Source organism: Lacticaseibacillus suibinensis, from assembly GCF_003946175.1.
GTDB lineage: Bacteria > Bacillota > Bacilli > Lactobacillales > Lactobacillaceae > Lacticaseibacillus > Lacticaseibacillus suibinensis.
Map to the genome: position 1 here is coordinate 34127 of NZ_RHOK01000010.1, position 19635 is coordinate 53761.

At 53.8% G+C, this 19635-nt stretch carries 16 protein-coding genes; 3 read left to right on the forward strand and 13 right to left on the reverse strand.

What is annotated here, in order from left to right:
- Positions 1-3: 3 nt before the first annotated feature.
- The 3 genes from glmM to cdaA are packed head-to-tail and all read right to left on the reverse strand — an operon-like array spanning position 4 to position 3287.
- Positions 4-1365: a phosphoglucosamine mutase gene (gene glmM, locus EKM90_RS06460; RefSeq protein WP_125580864.1), complete on the reverse strand. Its 1362-nt coding sequence runs from the start codon at positions 1363-1365 to the stop codon at positions 4-6.
- A gap of 39 nt (positions 1366-1404) precedes the next feature.
- Positions 1405-2445 (reverse strand): CdaR family protein, encoded by a 1041-nt coding sequence (locus EKM90_RS06465; RefSeq protein WP_225422754.1) that lies wholly within the window; start codon positions 2443-2445, stop codon positions 1405-1407.
- On the reverse strand, positions 2442-3287 hold the full coding sequence (gene cdaA / locus EKM90_RS06470; protein ID WP_125580866.1) for a diadenylate cyclase CdaA: 846 nt from the start codon (positions 3285-3287) through the stop codon (positions 2442-2444). The genes EKM90_RS06465 and cdaA overlap by 4 nt, the downstream gene beginning before the upstream one ends.
- Positions 3288-3604: 317 nt before the next feature.
- Between cdaA and EKM90_RS06475 the strand changes: the two genes are divergently transcribed.
- On the forward strand, positions 3605-5029 hold the full coding sequence (locus tag EKM90_RS06475) for an aldehyde dehydrogenase family protein (protein ID WP_125580868.1): 1425 nt from the start codon (positions 3605-3607) through the stop codon (positions 5027-5029).
- Between the two features lie 229 nt (positions 5030-5258).
- Positions 5259-8042, forward strand: coding sequence for a cation-translocating P-type ATPase (locus EKM90_RS06480; protein ID WP_125580870.1), 2784 nt, complete (start codon positions 5259-5261; stop codon positions 8040-8042).
- 49 nt (positions 8043-8091) lie between these two features.
- Here EKM90_RS06480 and EKM90_RS06485 read toward each other — a convergent pair whose 3' ends face one another.
- The 10 genes from EKM90_RS06485 to murB all read right to left on the reverse strand — a co-directional run bounded on the left by EKM90_RS06485 (position 8092) and on the right by murB (position 18160).
- Positions 8092-8352 carry a hypothetical protein gene (locus tag EKM90_RS06485; RefSeq protein WP_125580872.1) on the reverse strand — a complete coding sequence of 87 codons (261 nt, stop codon included), beginning with the start codon at positions 8350-8352 and terminating at the stop codon, positions 8092-8094.
- A gap of 69 nt (positions 8353-8421) precedes the next feature.
- Positions 8422-9186 (reverse strand): epoxyqueuosine reductase QueH, encoded by a 765-nt coding sequence (locus EKM90_RS06490; RefSeq protein ID WP_125580873.1) that lies wholly within the window; start codon positions 9184-9186, stop codon positions 8422-8424.
- Between the two features lie 109 nt (positions 9187-9295).
- A complete protein-coding gene (locus tag EKM90_RS06495) occupies positions 9296-10369 on the reverse strand; it encodes an ABC transporter substrate-binding protein (RefSeq protein WP_125580875.1) in 1074 nt (357 codons plus the stop codon).
- The gene (locus EKM90_RS06500) at positions 10353-11189 is read right to left on the reverse strand and encodes an ABC transporter permease (RefSeq protein WP_125580876.1); all 837 of its coding nucleotides are present in this window, start codon (positions 11187-11189) and stop codon (positions 10353-10355) included. The genes EKM90_RS06495 and EKM90_RS06500 overlap by 17 nt, the downstream gene beginning before the upstream one ends.
- Positions 11186-12004: an ABC transporter permease gene (locus EKM90_RS06505; RefSeq protein ID WP_125580878.1), complete on the reverse strand. Its 819-nt coding sequence runs from the start codon at positions 12002-12004 to the stop codon at positions 11186-11188. The genes EKM90_RS06500 and EKM90_RS06505 overlap by 4 nt, the downstream gene beginning before the upstream one ends.
- A gap of 7 nt (positions 12005-12011) precedes the next feature.
- Positions 12012-13100 (reverse strand): ABC transporter ATP-binding protein, encoded by a 1089-nt coding sequence (locus EKM90_RS06510; protein ID WP_125580880.1) that lies wholly within the window; start codon positions 13098-13100, stop codon positions 12012-12014.
- A 122-nt stretch (positions 13101-13222) separates the two neighbouring features.
- On the reverse strand, positions 13223-13762 hold the full coding sequence (locus tag EKM90_RS06515; protein ID WP_125580882.1) for a helix-turn-helix domain-containing protein: 540 nt from the start codon (positions 13760-13762) through the stop codon (positions 13223-13225).
- Positions 13763-13970: 208 nt separating this feature from the next.
- On the reverse strand, positions 13971-15137 hold the full coding sequence (locus tag EKM90_RS06520) for a MalY/PatB family protein (protein ID WP_125580884.1): 1167 nt from the start codon (positions 15135-15137) through the stop codon (positions 13971-13973).
- 14 nt (positions 15138-15151) lie between these two features.
- Entirely contained in the window at positions 15152-17248 is a 2097-nt protein-coding gene (locus EKM90_RS06525; RefSeq protein WP_125580886.1) for a cation:proton antiporter, read from the reverse strand.
- A gap of 21 nt (positions 17249-17269) precedes the next feature.
- Positions 17270-18160 carry a UDP-N-acetylmuramate dehydrogenase gene (gene murB / locus EKM90_RS06530; RefSeq protein WP_125580888.1) on the reverse strand — a complete coding sequence of 297 codons (891 nt, stop codon included), beginning with the start codon at positions 18158-18160 and terminating at the stop codon, positions 17270-17272.
- Between the two features lie 706 nt (positions 18161-18866).
- Here murB and EKM90_RS06535 point away from each other — a divergent pair.
- A complete protein-coding gene (locus EKM90_RS06535) occupies positions 18867-19634 on the forward strand; it encodes an exodeoxyribonuclease III (RefSeq protein ID WP_125580890.1) in 768 nt (255 codons plus the stop codon).
- Position 19635 lies beyond the last annotated feature (1 nt).

Here is a 19635-nt window from a genome sequence, read left to right on the forward strand (position 1 = left end):
CGATTAGGCGTTAGCCCCCATTTGTTCTTCAACAACGGCAACGATTTGATCCACGTACTGGTTGACCAAAGCTTCCGTTTTGGCTTCCGCCATCACCCGCAGGAGCGGTTCGGTGCCGCTGGGGCGAACCAAGACGCGGCCGTCGCCGGCCATTTCTTTTTCCACGGTATCAATGGCGGCTTGAATGGCCGGGTAACTTTGCCAGTTGTTCTTGTCGGCCACTTTGACGTTCACCAATTTTTGCGGATAGGTCTGCACCGGCGCGGCCAATTCGGAAAGTGGCTTGCCGGTTTGCTTCATGACATTCAGCAGCTGGATCCCAGTCAGCATCCCATCGCCGGTGTTGTGATAGTCAAACAAAATGACATGACCGGATTGCTCGCCGCCGATGTTGTAGCCATGGGCGCGCATTTCTTCGGACACATGCCGGTCGCCCACTGCGGTTTGCACCGACTTCATGCCGTTAGCTTCCAGCGCCTTGTACATGCCTAGATTGCTCATCACGGTGGTCACCACGGTATCCTGCTTCAGGCGGCCATGTTCTTTCATGTAATTGCCTAAAATGAACATGATCTTATCGCCATCAACGATTTGACCCTTTTCATCCACGGCAATGCAGCGATCGCCATCGCCATCAAAAGCTAACCCAGCCTGGGCGCCTTTTTCCACCACAAACTTGGCTAAAGCCTCTGGATGCGTGGAACCCACGTTTTTGTTGATGTTCAGGCCATCAGGATGGGTGGCCATGGTATCGAACTCCGTATCCAAGTCTGCAAACAAGCGGGCCACCAAATTGCTGGTGGCGCCGTTAGCCGCATCGAGGCACACATGGAGGCCAGTCAAGTCGTCGGATAAGGTCTGTTCCAAAAATTGGGTGTACTTTAACGCCCCTTCCGGATAGTCATTCACTCGGCCCAAACCTTCTGCCGCGGGCCGTGGGAGCGTGTCTTCTGGGGCATCCAGCAACGCTTCAATTTCTTCTTCGGTGGCATCGGACAGCTTGTAGCCATCAGGGCCGAAGAACTTGATACCATTGTCAGCCGCGGGGTTGTGACTCGCGGAAATCTGGATCCCGGCATCGGCACTTTGCACCTTGATCAGGTATGCCACGGCTGGCGTGGTGATCACGCCTAAGGACAAGACCTCAATCCCGACGGATAAGAGGCCTGAAATCAGCGATTCCGCCAGCATTTCACCAGAGGCCCGGGTATCGCGTGCCACCAGCACCAACGGCTTTTTGGCAGCGTCTTTGGCATGCTGCGTCAGCACATACCCACCGCAGCGACCTAGCCGAAACGCCAGCTCCGGCGTTAATTCCTGATTAGCAATGCCCCGCACCCCATCGGTACCAAAATACTTCGTCATGAAAATTTCCTCGTTTCTGTTTTTAGATTACAAATTGGCTTAATCGTTGCTCGAACTGCTACTACTGCTTGCTTCCGCACTACTGCTGGTTTCACCCGCTTGCGCAGCCGCGTCCGTGGTCATGGTGATGGTCACCTTAACCGTCTTCGGATCACTGGAGACGATCCCATCCACCACATCCGTTAGGCGCACGGTTTGCGTGGTGGTTTGGGTTAGTTTGGAAATGTCCACGGGAATCGTGACACTGTCCAGCTTCTTAAGCACTGCCGAACTGCCATACACCGTCACCGTGTCCGCACTGGTCTTAAAGCTGTAGCTCTGGCCGCGAATGCCAGTGCCGCTTTGCTTGACCGTCACGGGTAATTTTTTACTTGGTAGCGTGATTGGTAACCGTACATGCACCGTGGCTGGTGACAGCACCACGTTCAACGTGCTCCCGTCTTCCGCCAAGGCTTGCAGCAAGACTTCCTGATCGATGGTTGTTTTGGTATTGCGGCTCATCACCACATTGGCCACCACTTGATAAACCCGATTGATTTCGCCTTTACCGCCAGTGACATCGACGGTTTCGCTGCTCAGTGTCGGATCGCCGGCGCTGTAGCCAGGCGCCAGCGAGTCATGATTGTACTTCACTTGAATCGGCATCCGCTTGGATTTGCGATCCTGAATGGTGACCTTGATGGTTTTCGGTTTGATCGCATAGGTCAAATCTTTATTGAGTCCTTGCTGTTTCAAGGTGACCGTGTGCGTCCCGACTCCCAGACCACTCAGATCAGCCACCACGCGGAAGTTCAACGTGTTCGCTGTGACCGTCACTAGACTACTACTGCCTTCGACTTCCACTGTGACATGCTGCGGATAGCCAGTGATGAAGTACTTGTCCGTGTCGGCTTTGAGCTCCAGCGGCACCTTCAGGGAACGACTGGTGGTAGCAGTGATGGCCGTGTCGTTGTTGCCACTATTACGACTGCGGTTCAGGTCTTCCATGTTCACATAAGCGAACAACGCCACCGCCAAAATCAAGGCCAGGAGGCAATAAAACCATTTGCTATCCCAAATTTGATTCAATTTGAATTTCATCGCTTGTCTCCTCCTTTGTGCGTCAGATCAAAGAAGAAGTTCGCCACCGGATTACGCTTGGTTTCCTCTTTGGGAATCAGTTGCGCCCGGAATAACTTGAGATAATCCTCCCGCGTCAAGTCGCGAATCAGATGATTATTCAACGTGATCGTCACACCGCCAGTTTCTTCCGAAATGACCAGCGTTAAGGCATCAGTGACTTCACTGATCCCCACCGCCGCGCGGTGCCGGGTGCCCAGCTCCTTGGGGATCAGGCTACTTTCAGACAGCGGCAAATAGGCGGCGGCCACGGCAATCCGGTTATCGCGGATAATGACCGCCCCATCATGCAGCGGCGTGTTGGGAATGAAAATATTGATCAACAATTCCCCCGACACATCAGCGTCAATCGGAATCCCAGTTTCAATATAATCTTCCAAACCGGTATTTTGCTGAATGGTAATCAACGCCCCAATGCGGCGCTTGCTCATGTATTGAATGGCTTTATCCAGCTCTTTGACTAGGCGTTCCTCGGCCTGGTGCGCATCATTGCGCGCCCATGGGAGCACCGAGCCGCGGCCCAAGTGTTCGAGGCCGCGCCGAATTTCCGGCTGAAAGATGATGACTAACGCCGGCACTGACCAAGTGATGACCAAATCGACTAAGTAGCCCACGGTATGGAGCTGTAAATACAAAGACACCACTTTGATGACCACAATCACAAAGATGCCTTTAAGCAGCTGCACCGCCTTGGTGCCCCGCACCAGCATGATCAGGCGATAAATCACATACCAAACCACGAGGATATCGATCAGATTCGTCAACGTTGACCAATGGAAGAAATTACTCAGTAAATCCTGCATATCCGATCCTCCCAAATGTTATCGACTTATTATACCACGTGGGCGGCTGGCGTTGGGACTGGGCTGAAGTGAGCAATGGCAAGGCTGTGCCGGGAAAATATTTTTCTGTACCAATCTCGCCAGGATGTATCCGCCACCATTTTCAAGAAATTTTCGTGAAATAATGTACAAAGGCCTACCGACACACTGTTTGCTCGTTGTTCATTTGCCTGCTTTGCACACCAGTCTAAGCCTGTTACAGCACGTTTTCATGGTATTTACAACCAGGCGGGAGTTCGTTACGCTAGCCCTGTAATCTATGAATGGAGATGGCAATGATGGCTCAAGTCACAGTCCTTAAACAATCCGTTGCCGCGGCAGACCCCGCGGCGGAAGTCGATGCCCTCGTCAACCAAGCCGAGCACGCCTTCAATCTTTATCAAAGCTTCACCCAGGTCCAGGTGGATCACGTGACGCATGCCGTGGTCGCTGCGGCCCGGGCGCACGCCAAAGACCTGGCGTTTTTAGCCTGGAAGGAAACCGGCCGCGGCAACGCCGAAGACAAGGCCATTAAAAATATTTACGCCAGTCAATATATTTGGAATGCGATTAAGACCACCAAAACCGTGGGCAAAATCAGTGACGACCCGGCCAACGGGCTCACGCAATATGCCGAACCCCTTGGCATTCTGGCTGGCATTACGCCTGTGACTAATCCGACCTCGACCGTCATTTTTAAGGCCATTTTGGCCCTGAAGACCCGGAACGCGATTATTTTTGGCTTGCATCCCCAAGCACAGCAATGCGGTAGCGCCGCGGTCAAAATCATGGCTGATGCCGCCACCGCTGCTGGGGCGCCAGCCGGCCTTATTCAATGCATTGCTCACCCCAGCATCGAAGCCTCCAGTGCCCTAATGAATCACGACCGGGTAGCTTTGGTGTTGGCCACCGGTGGCCCTGGCATGGTCAAAGCGGCCTACTCTACCGGTAAACCGGCGCTGGGCGTGGGGCCAGGCAACGCGCCCGCCTACATTGAAAAAACCGCCGACATCACCGCTGCCGTGCAGGATATTCTGCTCAGCAAATCCTTCGATAACTCGATGATTTGCGCGTCAGAAAACAGCATTGTGGTCGACCGGAGCATTTACCCGGCCGTCAAGGCGGCCTTCCAAGCCGGCGGCGCCTACTTTGTTCCTGACCAAGAGGTCGCGAAACTGACCGCGGCGGTGATTGATCCGCAGCGTCGCACTGTGCGCGGTCCAGTGGCCGGACAAAGCGCGGAAAAAATCGCTCATTTAGCCGGCCTAACCGTGCCTAAAGGAACCAAGTTGCTGATTGCCAAACTCGACGGTATCGGCAAAAACTTCCTATTATCTGGTGAAAAACTGTGTCCCGTGCTGTCGCTGTATCTCGCCAACGACCATGCCTCGGCCTTCGACTTATGCCAGTCACTGCTTCACTATGGCGGCTTAGGCCATACTGCGGCGATTCACACCACTGACCAGGCTGTGATAGATGCGTTTGGGGCAGCCATGCCGGCCTGCCGCATTCTGGTGAATAGTCCAGCTAGTCTGGGTGGTATTGGCGGCCTCTTCAATCGCCTCACCCCTTCCTTGACGCTTGGCACCGGCTCTTACGGGAAGAACTCGATTTCCCACAACCTGACCGCGATGGATTTACTCAATATCAAAACCGTGGCCCGCGCCACGCGCCATCCCAATGCTTTGATTGGCGAACTGCGCGATCTCATCCACGAAAATTAGCATTTTCTCATATTCTGTTGGCCAGCCTGCGCAGTAAAACCGCGTCGGCTGGCCTTTTTGGTAGTGGCCGATTGGGTTTTGCGAATTTTACCGAGAAAAGGTGTTCAATTAAGTGCAAAGCGTTAGAATAGCTCTATATACTGGAACCATGCAAGGCTCTAGGGGGAATGGCCTGCGCTAGCAGGCCGATCTTTGATTGGGTCACCCCAATCATGTGGAGGTTAGAAAGATGACTGCAACAGATAAGCGGACGCAATATGCGACCCAGACGTCGGCCGAAGTGCTGAAGGATCTTGACAGCACGAACACCGGCCTCACTGAGGCTGAGGCGCAAAAGCGTTTAGCTCAATATGGGGAAAACACGATTACCCACACCCAAGGGGAATCGCAATTTAAAGCCTTTATCAAAAACTTTGGGAGCCTGATGGCAATTTTGCTTTGGGTGTCAGGGCTGGTCGCTATGATTAGTGGCACCATGGAACTGGGGATTGCCATTTGGCTCGTGAACATCATTAATGGGGTCTTCAGTTTCTGGCAGCAATTCCAAGCAAAAAAAGCCACTGATTCCCTGATGGCAATGTTGCCGACTTACACGCAGGTTTATCGCGACGGCAAAGTGCAACAAAAAGATGCCACGGCCTTGGTGCCCGGTGATGTCTTCCTTTTGCAAGCTGGTAACGCCATTCCCGTCGATGCGCGCTTGCTTGAAGCGACTTCCATGCAAGTCGATCAAAGTGCGCTGACCGGTGAATCCGTCCCAGAGTCCAAAGAAGTCAAATTCGACCCTGGCGAAGGCCAATTTGCCGAATCCAACCTGATTTATGCCGGGACCACCATCGGCGCTGGCACCGGGAAAGCGGTGGCGATTGCGACCGGCATGAATACCGAATTCGGGAAAATCGCCGCTTTGACCCAGCAGCAAAAGAAGGTTAAGAGTCCCCTTGCCATTGAGCTGGATCACCTAACTCGGCAGATTTCCATGATTGCCATTGCCATTGGGATTGCCTTTTTCATCTCGGCGATTTTCTTCGTTCACTACCCTGCCGCCAAGGCGTTCATTTTCGCCTTAGGGATGATCGTCGCGTTCATTCCTGAAGGCCTCTTGCCAACTGTCACCTTGAGTTTGGCCCAAGGTGTGACCCGCATGGCCAAAAAGCATGCGCTGGTGAAGGATCTGAATTCCGTTGAAACCCTGGGCGAAACCACAGTGATCTGCTCGGATAAAACCGGGACCCTGACCCAAAACCAAATGACCGTCAATCACGTCTGGACCCGGAGTAAGGAATACAAAATCACCGGCCAAGGCTATGTGAACAACGGCCACATCGAACTGGACGGCAAGCGCGTTGATCCAAGCACTGAACCGGAATTGGCCCTGCTGGTGCGGGTGGCTTCGCTGAATAACGATACCCAAGTGCAACAAGACAAAGACAGCGGCAAGCCGAAGATCCTCGGCACGCCAACCGAAGCCGCTTTGGTGATTTTAGCCGAAAAAGCCGGCTTTGATCTCGCCGCCGCGACCGCCAAAACCCCGCGGCTGAAGGAGTTCCCTTTTGACTCCGACCGCAAGCGGATGAGTACCGTGCACCGTCTCGATGATCAAACCCTGATGCTCTGCGTCAAAGGTTCCTTAAGCGATACGGTGCATCAGTGTGACACCATTCAAGTCGACGGCAAAGTGCGGCCGATCACCGAAGATGACCGCCGCGCGATCAACGCTGCGAACAACAAGTACGCCAAGTTAGGCTTACGTAGTCTGGCTGCCGCCTACCGTGAGTTCCCGGCTGAAGCCGACACCGCCAGTCAGTTGGACAAAATGACCATCGAAGACGCCGAAAACCATTTGACCTTCGTCGGCTTGACCGTCATGGCTGACCCACCGCGCCCAGAAATTTACGAAGCGGTGCGCAAGTGCCACGAAGCCAACATCAAGATCATCATGGTGACTGGTGACTCCACATTAACCGCGAAGTCGATTGCCGTTAAAATCGGCCTGACCTCGGATCAAGCCCGTGTCGTGACCGGCACGGAACTGGATGCCATGACTGAAGATCAGTTGCAAGACGCCTTGAAAGGTGAAATCATTTTCGCCCGGGTTGCGCCTGAGCAAAAGTACAAGATCGTCTCCACCTTGCAAAAGAACGGTGAAATCGTGGCTTCCACCGGCGATGGCGTGAATGATGCCCCTGCCCTCAAGAAAGCCGATATCGGCGTTGCCATGGGTGTTACTGGGACTGACGTGGCTAAGGATGCCGCAGATATGATTTTGACCGACGACAACTTCGCCTCCATCGTGGCCGCGATTGAAGAAGGCCGCACGGTGTACGCCAACTTGCAAAAGTTCCTGACTTACATCTTGACCTCCAACGTGCCTGAAGCCATTCCTTCTGCGCTGTTCCTGTTCTCTGGTGGCCTCATTCCGCTGCCGATGACCGTCATGCAGATTTTGACTGTCGACTTAGGGACGGACATGTTGCCAGCGCTGGGGCTGGGCTCTGAAAAAGCGGAACCCGGCATCATGCACCAGCCGCCGCGCGCCAAGAACGCGCACTTGCTGAGTAAGCGGGTCATCTGGAAGGCATTTGCCTGGTACGGCTTGATCTCTAGTGTGATTTCCACCGCCGCCTACTTCTTCGTCAATTACCAAAACGGTTGGCCTAACGTGGCCCTGGCTGCCAGCGGCAACGTGTACGCGCGGGCGACCACCATGGTCCTTGGGGCGATTGTCTTCTCCCAGATTGCCAATGCCTTGAACTGCCGGACCAACATGGCTTCGGTGTTCAAAGTCGGGTTGTTCAGCAACCGGCGCGTTTGGTATGGGATTGCGTTTGAAATCGTCCTGTTTGCCTTCCTGACCGTGACCCCTGGGGTGCAAGAATTGTTCAACACCACGGTGCTCAACCCTGGTGATTGGCTGTTCCTGTTCATCATTCCGTTCCCGATTGTCTTAATCGAAGAAATTCGCAAACGCTTCGCGCGGCGCAAGGATCCACTTGCCGACGCGGCCGATTAAAGCTAGCGGACAAAAAAACCCAGCCACTTGGCTGGGTTTTTGCTTGCCCTCAGTACCGGCGATCAAACGCGGCACTGGTAGAGCGTAATTGAAATTGGTCAGGAGTCAGGGTCAAGGCATGCTGCAAGCGCACCTTTAAGCTGGTCGGGCCCAGTAATGAATTGAACCGGTAGCCATCTTGATAACGCCGCAGATAAGTCACCACAGGATCGAGCGCCAGCCGCACCGAGCGTTCTGCTGGCGCGGTCGTAAAGGTCAAAAGATAATCCACGCCCAAAGCCGTTGGGGTCGAAATTGGATCTGTTGCCATGTTCTCGCCTCCTCTACTGCTCAAAGTGTAAAACGTTGAGCAAGGGAAAACAAGGTTCAACCCTTCACTTTAATTCGCCTGTTCAGCAATGTGAAATTGGATCTTCGCAAAGTCATCCGCCTCGTGGGCCGCCACATACTTGGTGGCTTCGCGGTTGATGGCGGCCAGGTCAATCCCTTGCGCCTTGGCCGCAAACAGGCAGCCGCAATAGCACTGGCGATAAACATTGTAGTCTTTGCACATCTGCACCGACCGCGCATAGCCGCCACGCTTTTTGAAGTCACTCGGCAGGTAAGCCACATTGTACAGATGCTGAATTTCCAGCCCGCCTTCATTGATCCACTGCGCATTCTTGTTCGGCGAAATGGTCAGCGTGCTACCAAAGTAATCAAAGCCTAATTCCTGCGCCTTAGCCGCCACAGCATCCAGCCGGAAATCATAGCAGACGCGGCAACGCGCGCCGCCTTCTGGCTCATTCTTCAGTGTCTTGGTTTGCGCCAACCAATCGCTGGGTTTGTAGTCGGCACTGATGAATTGAACATGGTTGTTGGTGCGGGCGTTAAAATCGAGAATAAACTGTTGCTGCACCAGCTTGCGCCGTTCATACTCCATCCGCGGGTGAATATTGGGGTTGAAGAAGAAAATCGTCACGTCAGCAAACTGCGTGAGATATTCCAGCGTGTACGTGCTACAAGGCGCGCAGCACGCGTGCATCAACAGCCGCGGGCGCAGCTTTTGCTCCTGCCAGCCCTTGATGACCTTCTGCAAAATCAGGTCAAAATTGATTTTTTGGTCTTTTTCGAATTGACTGGCAATTTCTGCATATTCCAACATCCGCCTCACCTCCGTGGCCTAAGTATACAAAAGTTGGGGTGGGATGACAATTTGAGCCCATGCAAAAACCGAGGCGCGCTGACAATGTCGGCGGGCCTCGGTTTCGATACTACTTGCGGTACATCTTAAACTCGAGGTACAAATCGTTGTACAGCCCTACTGTCTTCGGGGCTAGGTCGCTATACACTTCCGACTTCTTGATCACATTTTCATCGGGATAGAACTGCTTATCATTGCGTACCGCTTTCGGCAGCAGCTTAAGCGCGGCCACATTCGGCGTGGAATACCCAACGTAATCTGCGTTCTGCGCAGCATTTTTAGCGTTCGTGAGGAAGTTCAAGAAGGCATAAATGGCCTTGAAATGCTTCGCAGTCTTGGGAATGACCAAGTTGTCAAACCACAAGTTCGAGCCTTCACTCGGGACCACATAGTGCAGATGCGAGTTATTGGCCATCATATCCGCCGCTTCCCCCGACCAGTCCACTGCCAGCGCCGATTCATCGGCGGCCATGTACATCTTGATTTCATCGGCCACCACGGCTTTAACATTCGGTGACATCTGATCAAGCTTCGCCTTGGCCAAAGCCAAGGTATTGGGGTCGGTGGTGTTCATCGACTTACCCATCGACCGCAGGGAAAAGCCCATGATGTCGCGCGCCGAGTCAATCAGCATGATGTTATCGCGATATTTACTCTTCCACAGGTCATTCCAATGCTGAATTTCACCCGGCTTAACGAACTTGTCGTTGTAGATGATTCCCAAGGTGCCCCAGAAATACGGCAGGCTGTACTTATTGCCAGGATCAAAGGAGCGATTCATGTACAGCGAGCCGAAATTGCTAAGACCTTTGAGCTTGCTTTTATCCAGTGGCACCAGCATCTTGGCGTTACGCATTTTTTCGACCATGTATTCAGAAGGCACCGTCAAGTCATAGGAAGTCCCGCCTTGCTGAATCTTGGTGTACATCGCCTCGTTGGAGTCGAAGGTTTCCAAGTTGACATGATAGCCAGTCTGCTTTTCAAACTTTTTGATCAAAGCCGGGTCGATGTAATCGCCCCAGTTGGCCAGGTTCAACGTGTTATCGCCGGTGGCCCCTTGCGCTTTGGCCAAGGAGTGGCTCCAAAAAGCCAAGCCAAGCACCGCAGCCAAGATAATGGCGGCCATACTAATGAGTCGCTTCATTGGTGACTGCCCCCTTTGCTTTCAGCTTCGCCTTGTGGGACTTGGTGCCGCGCTGGATGAAGTAATAGCCCACCACCAGCACCAAGGAGAACAGGAACATCACGCCAGACAGCGCATTGATTTCCAGGCTGATGCCTTGCCGTGCCCGCGCGTATATTTCGACCGACAGCGTTTCAAAGCCATTTCCAGTGACGAAGAAGGTCACGGCAAAATCATCCAGCGAGTAAGTGAACGCCATGAAGAACCCGCTTAAAATCCCTGGCGTGATGAACGGCATAATGACGCGGGTCAACACCTGCAGGTTGGTGGAGCCCAAATCGCGCGCCGCATCCAGCATCGTGTTGCTCATTTCCTGCAGCCGCGGCAGCACCATCAACACCACAATCGGAATGGAAAAGGCGATATGGCTCAGCAGGACTGACAAGAACCCTAACGGAATGTGCAGCGCGGTGAAGAAGATCAGAAAACTGGCACCGATGATGACATCCGGTGACACCATCAAGATGTTGTTCAGCGAGAGAATCGAGTTTTTGACCACTGGCCGGCTGGTACGGCTAATCGCCAGCGCCCCTAGCGTGCCAACAATCGTCGCAATCAGGCTGGCGAGCAAGGCCAGCATCAACGTATCCACCACAATTTGAATCATCCGGGTATCGGCGAACAGTTCCTGGTAATGGGTCCAGGTGAAGCCATGAAAGTTGCTCATGGTATCTCCTGCCGAGAAGGAGTAGAAAATCAGGTACGCAATTGGGACGTACAACATGATGAAGACAAAAATCAAATAGAGATTAGTCCATTTCCATTTTTTCAGTGACTTCATGCCCGGCGGCCTCCTTTCTTCTTCCGTTCACCCGTCAGGAACATGATGACCACCATCGCAATGATCAAGATGACCCCGATGGTTGAGCCCATCCCCCAGTTCATGGTGGTCAGGAAGTGTTCTTCAATCGCGGTCCCCAAGGTGATGACCCGATTACCACCAATCAGACGCGTCAGCATGAATAAGCTCAGGCTGGGAATGAACACCGCTTGCACCCCGCTTTTGACGCCACTCATGGTTAGCGGCAGAATCACGCGCGTGAACGTCTGCCACCACTTGGCCCCGAGGTCGCGGCTGGCGTTGACCAAGCCCTCATTCAGTTCCTCAATGCCGTTGAAAATCGGCAAAATCATAAACGGAATTTCGATGTAACTCGCCACGAAAATGAAGGAGAAATCCGTGAACAAGAACTGGTGCGTGCCCAGCCCCATCATCTGGAGGAAAGTATTGATGCCGCCATCTTGGCTGAAGATACCGATGAAGGCATAAGCTTTCAGCAACAAGTTGATCCAGGTCGGCAAAATAATCAGCAGCAACCACAGCTCTTTATGCTTCGCGTAGTGCAGCAGGTACGCCGCCGGATAGGAAATCACCAACGTCAGCGCGGTAATCAAGAAGGCGTACCACACTGAGTTGATGGTCATCATGATATAGGTGCTGGAATGAAAATAAGTCGCATAATTGCTGAAGGTGAACTGGCCTTCAATGTTGAAGAAGGATTGATAAACAATCAGCAGCATCGGCGCTATGACAAACAGTAGAATCCAGAGGATATACGGCACATAGAAGGCCATATTGGTGGTTTTTTTCATCAGCGGCCTCCTATTCCCCTTCGTAGCTTTCCAGCCGCGCGTCGAAGTCCTCCTCCGATTCGTTCAAGCGCATAACGTGAATGTCTTCAGGATCAAAGGTCAAGTCGACGCGTTCGCCGTCTTTGGCTGGGTTGGTGGAGTGAATCAGCCATTCATTTTTGGCATCATCGTAGGCCACGATTTCGTAATAATCCCCGCGGAACAACTGGGTGTCCACATCCACCGTCACCTTGCCGCCGCCCAGGGCCGTGATGTCAAGGTCTTCCGGCCGGAGCACGACCTCAACGGATTCGTTCGGGCGCATGCCGGCATCAGCACATTCAAACTGCTTGCCGTTGAATTCCACTAGGTAGTCCTGCACCATGTGACCGGCCACGATATTACTTTCGCCAATAAAGTCGGCAACAAAATGGTTGACCGGTTCATCGTAAATGTCCACTGGTGTGCCCGATTGCTGCACTTCGCCGTCATTCATGACGAAGATTTCGTCTGACAGCGCCAGCGCTTCTTCCTGGTCATGCGTCACGAACAAGAAAGTGATGCCGAGGCGCTGCTGCAATTCGCGCAATTCATATTGCATATCCTTGCGCAACTTGGCATCCAGCGCTGACAGCGGTTCGTCCAGCAGGAGCACCTCTGGCTCCAATACAATCGCCCGAGCAATCGCGACCCGCTGCTGTTGGCCGCCAGATAATTCGGAAATTTCCCGATCAGCTAAGCCGTTGAGCCGCACCATTTTCAGCGCTGCGTCCACACGAGTTTCGATGTCGGCTTTGGCGATTTTTTGCACCCGCAAGCCGTAAGCGACGTTTTCAAACACATTCAAATGCGGGAACAGTGCGTAGTCCTGGAACACGGTGTTCACCTTACGCTCGTTGGCCGGGATATCATTGATGCGCTGACCATTGAACAGCACATCCCCTTTGGTCGGATCCAAAAAGCCGGCAATCGCCCGCAAAATCGTGGTTTTACCGGAGCCACTCGGACCCAGCAAGGTGTAGAACTTGCCTTGTTCGATTTCGATATTGATATCTTTTAAAACCTCAGTGTCACCATATTGTTTGCTGACATGTTGCAGTTCGATGATGGTATTGCTCAATCTGATTCCCCCTAATCCTCGATGCATCCCCTGATGTGTGCTGGTGATGGCCTACGAGCGGACCTGCTCCGCAGCCTGTAGTTGCGCTGCGACGGGCTAAAGACGTCCCGCTCCGCAGCCTGTTATAAATACGATGCAGTTGCGACCAGCAGAATCGTCGACGGGCCTTTGGCGGCGTTGACGATGCGGTGCTGCTGGGTAGCGTGAAAGTAAATGGTTTCTCCGCGCTTGGCGCTATAGGTGTGGTGACCTAGCTGGAGCGTCACGCGCCCTTTTATGACATAAATAAACGTTTCCGCCGGCGAGGGTTCGAAGGTTTTGAATTCCCCGCCTTCGTTGAATTCAATGCGCACCGGTTCCATTTCGTTTTCATTGGATTCCGGGACCAGCCAGCGCAATAGATAGCCGCGCTCTTCGTCCTCATATTCAACCTGATCAGCCACTGGGTATACCAGCTGCTGCGTTTGGTCTTCGGTGAAAAATTCAGCCGGCGTTTGCCCCAAGACATTGAGAAGGTCGAAGAAGGTTTCCATCGACGGTGAGCTTTGATTATGTTCCAACTGTGAGATGTATCCCTTGGTTAGATCAGTGCGCTCGCCTAGTTCCTCTTGAGTCAAATTCTTCTGAATTCGCAGATCCCGGATTTTTTGGCCTATATCCATCTAGTCACCTCCACAGTGCAAGTTTCGTTAAACTAAACTAAAAGTTTAGTACGCTTTGCTAATTATACTGAGTATGAAGTGAATTTCAAGCGTCACTGTCAACTTTTTACAAGAAAAATTGTGACCGGTTTCACATGATCAACTGCCGCATGCAAAAACACCGCCCCACCTTGCCAGCACAAGCAAGGTGAAGCGGTGCGCTGAAGCCTTATGAAGCGTGCGAATACTTGGTCACGCCAGCGACTAGGCGCTGCAAGCCATCATCCAGCATCTGCGGTGGGCAGGCCAGATTCAGGCGCAGGAAGTGATTGCCATTGCCGTGGTACCCAGCCCCGGCCGCCAGGATCAAACCGGTTTCGGCACGCAGCCACTGGCAAAAAGCGGCGCTATCCTCACTCACTTGACTGATATCGAGCCAGGCCAAGTAAGTGGCATTTTCTGAGGCCAACCGCACACTCGGTAGCGCCGTCGCCAGAACGGTGGCCAAGGTCTGGCGATTAGTCGTCAACTGCGCCTTCAAGGCGTCCAGCCACTGGCCGCCTTGGGTGTACGCCGCAATGGTCGCCGTGGTGGCCAAGGCATTAGGCTCGGCCACTTGCGTTGTGGCCAGCGCCCGGTCCACCTGGGCATGCAAGGCGGCATCTGGCACGATCACCGTGGCGGCATGAATGCCAGCCAAGTTGAAGGTTTTGGACGGTGAGACACAGACGATGCTGTTAGCGCGCAGTTCATCAGGCAAACTGAAAACTGGCGTGTACGCCGGCTCCCCGAAAACCAAATCGCCGTGAATTTCATCGGCAATCAGCCGGACATGATGCTTCACGCACAGCGTGGCAATCTGGGTTAACTCGGCCTTAGACCAAGCCTTACCGATGGGATTGTGCGGGTTGCACAGTAGCATCAGCGTGCTCGCCGGCTGGGCCAGCACCGACTCGAGCCGGTCAAAGTCAATCGCGTAGCGGGCGGTTTGCGGATCATAGCTTAAGTCCGCCGAGGCAGCGGTGCGGCCATTTTCAGCAATGGTTGAGAAAAACATGTTGTACACTGGCGCCTGCACCACGATTTGATCGCCGGGCTGGGTCAGCTGGCGAATCATCGCCCCAATCGCTGGCATCACCCCGCTGGCAAAACTCATCCAAGCCGGGTCTGGGCGCTTTTGGTGCCGTGCCCCATACCAATCAGCGACAGCCGTGAAATACGCCGCGGGTACCTCTTCATAGCCAAAAACACCGCTGTTAATTTTGGCTTGCATCGCCGCGACCACTGCTGGCGCCGTGGCAAAATCCATATCGGCAATCCACATCGGTAATTCGCCGGGTTGCACCTGCCATTTGATGGCGTTGCTCCCCCGACGATTGATTATTTTGTCAAACATGCCTGCATGCCTCCTTATGAGTCTGCCAATTCAGCCATGGCGGCCGCATTCTCGGTGTAATTCACACCTTGAATGAGGCGCTGGGCCAAACTGGTATTGATATAGCCCTGTTCCCGCAATTCATGAATCGCTGCGCGTTCCGCCGCCAAGGCCAGCGTCCGCAAACGCGCCATTTCCTTTTCGTACTGCACACTTTTATGCGTGGTTTTGGCTTTCACTGTGGCGATCCGGCTGCGATATTGAACAATCAAGGCATAAATCACCTGGCGATTGTAATGATGCGCGCGGTTTTCCGGTTGGCGCAGGAAGGCACTGACCGCCTTCAAGCCGCCTTTGGCCAGCGCTTTTTCCACCGCCAGCCGCTCATGGTAACGCGCCGGCTGTTTAACCCGCGAAGCGAGTATCTGTTGCCACCAGGTGGCGACAGTAAAGCGAATGCGGTCCCAGACAATATGGCTGGTCACGGTGCCTTGCTTCGCATTCATGCTTTGCAAATCGCGCTGTTTGGCTTGCAACCGGCGCTGAAAGCGCTGATAGGTGCCGGGATGAATGTCGTTTGCTTCTTTCAAGGTCGCTAATGCGGCCAGCTCGCCTGCCAAACCAACCAACCGCAGATCCACCTCGTCTTGCACAAACGGCGGCAACCCTTCACTATCATCGGCTTGCAAGTCGATCCGTCTAATCAGGTGTTGATACTCGGTGATCAAATCCAGCACAGGCTTTTGGTTGTCCTCCCGACGTTCACTTTCCAGCTTGCGCACTGCCATTTGATAGAGGTACCGCTGCGCCTGCGGCAAGGAAATCAGGCGCACCGAATCCGGGTCAGTTGCCGGCTCTTCGCTGACGCTGGAACCCCGCAGCTTCAAAGGCGCTCGGTTTTTGGTCATGATTGGCAAGAGCAGCGTCGCCACTACCATGCTCAAAATAATATACCCGGCGGCGATAAACAACATCAAACTGCGCTCAGGAAAGGCCTGACCATTGGCAAGCACCACCGGTACCGCCAGCACGCCGACCAAACTAATCGCGCCGCGCACGCCGGCAATCCCATTGAGCAAGGCCAACTTCAAACTTGGCGCTTCAGCATTGGGGCGATGGGCCGTGGCCAGCATGTAGCCATAGGTCCACAAGGTTCTAATCACGAGCATCACCAGGTAGACCAACACCACATCCAGCACGGCCTGCCAGGTCGACACTTCCCGGCTTTCGATGGTCATCCGCATCGCCACTGGCAGCTCCAGTCCCAAAATCAAGAAAATCAGTCCGTTGAGCACATACACCAGGAGCTCCCATGATTTTTCTGCCACAATCCGCAGCTCAGGCAACGCTGAAATGTACCGATTACCGACGACATTGGTCAAAAGACCGGCGACCACGACCGCAATCACGCCGCTCGCGCCGAGGCCGTCATCCACCACTAGGTAAATCACAAACGGCGTGATTAATTGGAGCACCGTATGCAAAATCGTATCGTTGATGCCTTGCTGCAGCAGCCACAGCCGGAGCAAATTGATCAGCCCCATCAGCGCCGCCCCAGCGAAGGCCCCAATAATGGCGATATACAGAAAGTCGCCCACCGCTCGCGTCAGCACAAAACTGCCGGTCATCGCGGCGGCAATACCGTATTTGAACCCAATCAAACCGCTAGCGTCATTGATCAAGCTTTCCCCGCTGATCAAATGGAGCAAGCCGCTGGGCAAATGCACGCGCTGCGCCAGGGACTGAACCGCGATGGGATCCGTTGGGGCCATGATCGCCGCCAACGCAAAGCTGGCCGCCAGCGGCATTTTCGGCACTAACCAGTGGAGGAAAAAGCCGCCCAGGAACGTAATGACAAACACCAGCACAATGGCATTCCCAATAATGGGTCCTCGCAGATTCCACAACTCTCGCCGCGGGAACCGTCGCCCATCGTTGTACAAGAGCGGTGCCGTGAACAGCACCATAAACCAGCTGGTCTGCATATCCAGCGTGACATGAAACAACAAAGCCGCGCCTAACCCCAGCGCGGCTTGAATCAGGGAGACTGGCACAGCCACTAAATAATGACTGATGACATTCGAGACAACGACCAAACTAATCAGTAACAGTCCAGCTTCAACTAGATGCACGAATGCGCCACTCCTTTCTGGTTATGAGGCAGTTTCACCAATGATCCGCACTTCCGGCTCCAGATGCACACCGAACTTGGCAAACACATTAGTTTGAACATATTTAATCATGTTCATGTAATCCGTCGCCGTGGCCTGGGCGATATTGACGATAAAGCCGGCATGCTTCATCGAAATCTGGGCGCCGCCAATCGTATGTCCTTGCAGCCCGGCTTGCTGAATCATGGGGCCAACGTAATGTCCCACCGGCCGCTTGAACACGGAACCGCAGGAAGGATATTCCAGCGGCTGCTTGCTCGCGCGGCGGGCATTGAGCTTGTCCATCCGGGCCCTAATATCAGGCTTAGGCGCTGGTATCAATGAGAAGGTGGCACTAAGCACCACTTCGCCAGTTTCCTGCACCAGACTATGCCGATAAGTGAAATTCATCGCCGTATTGTCGTAGGTTTTGATTTTGCCGGCCTTGGTCAGCACCGTCGCTGACGTTAGCACGTCTTTGATTTCGCCGCCATACGCCCCAGCGTTCATGTACACGGCGCCGCCGATGCTTCCGGGAATCCCGCAGGCAAATTCAAACCCGGATAAACCGCCGCGATAAGCAGCCTCGGTGGTATCGATCAGCCGCGCACCGGCTTGCGCCGTGACCGTGGTGCCATTGACTTCGATGGCTGCCATTTCGGTTAAAATCAAAGTCAGCCCGCGAATGCCACCATCCCGCACGATTAAATTCGAGGCGTTACCAATCACCGTCAGCGGCCATCCATGCTCCTGGGCCGCCACCACTAACCGCTGCACCTCCGCCACCGACTTGGGGAAGGCCAACTGATCCGCTGGGCCGCCGGTGCGCGTAAAGGTATACCGACTAAGCGGTTCGTTCGTTAAAATTCGAATACCATCAAGGGTTTCTGCCATGGTTAGCCTCCGCAAAAAGTTTACAGGTCTAGTTTAGCATACCCTTACTGAATCCGTTTAATATGTCGGGCAGGGCAACCTCCGCTGGCATGGGCTGGAACGTGGTGGCCGTCGCTTTGAGCCAAGCGTTGCTTGTCTCAAAGTCGAGGCTTGTTCTAAGCCAACCAGTTGGCAAAGAACAATTTCACCACTGAGCCCATGCCAGCTCCGGTTGCCCTGCCCTACGGTGGTTGTTCACTGCCGTACTTGAGTCTCCTTAGATAGCGAACCTTCTCAACCGCCTGGTCGGTATGCTTGCGTCCAGCAAATGAACCATTCAAAGTGGCATCCAGAACCGACAAAAAGCGCGTCTTTGTCAGCTAATTGAGCAAGACAGTATCTGAGCAGTACCACTGCCTTGCATTCAGTGTAGGCCTTTCCTTATCAGTTATACCAACAGTCGCTGAAACCACCACCCTAGGGCCGGCCGGCTGGAGCGAGCATGGGCTCAGTGGTGACATTGTTCTTAGCTGGCGGGTTTGGCCAGCTTAGAACAAGCCGCGACTTCAAGACTCGCGCAGCGAGGCTCGAAGCGCTGGCCACCACGTTCCAGCCCATGCTCGCTCCAGCCGGCCGGCCCGGCAGCCAACCGCAGTCGCCCGCGATTTGAGCCGCCTTCTCTTTTCTTATATACTAGGGGCAAATACCGAAGAAGGAAGTTGAGCTCATGAAACTCATTTCTTGGAACGTCAACGGCCTGCGCGCCGTGTTGAAACACGATTTTATGACGAGCTTCAATGACTTGGACGCCGATTGGTTCTGCATCCAGGAAACCAAGATGCAGGAAGGCCAAGCCACCTTGGACCTGCCCGGCTACCACCAATACTTTAACTATGCCGAACGCAAAGGCTACTCTGGCACCGCCATTTTCACTAAGCACGAACCACTGGCGGTGACCTATGGCATCGGCCAGCCCGAGTTTGATGATGAAGGCCGCGTCATCACTCTGGAATACCCGAAATTTTACCTGATCACGGTGTACACGCCGAATTCAGGGAGCGAATTGAAGCGCCTCGAGTATCGCCAGGCCTGGGACCAAGCCTTCCTGGCCTACACCAAAGACCTGGCCGCCAAAATGCCGTTGGTTTACTGCGGCGATTTGAATGTCGCGCATCATGAGATTGATTTGAAGAATCCGAGTTCGAATCATCACAACGCCGGCTTCACAGATGAAGAACGCAATGACTTCACCACGCAGCTTGAGGCAGGCTTTACCGACACCTTCCGTCACTTCTATCCGGACCTTGAAGACGTGTATTCCTGGTGGAGCTATCGCTTCAGCGCTCGCTCCCGCAACGCCGGTTGGCGCATCGACTATTTCGTCGCCAGCGACAATTTCGTGCCGTTCATCAAGGATGCCAAGATTCACAACGAAGTGCTCGGCTCTGACCATTGCCCAGTTGAGCTGGAAACCGTTGATTTATTAGGAGATTAAA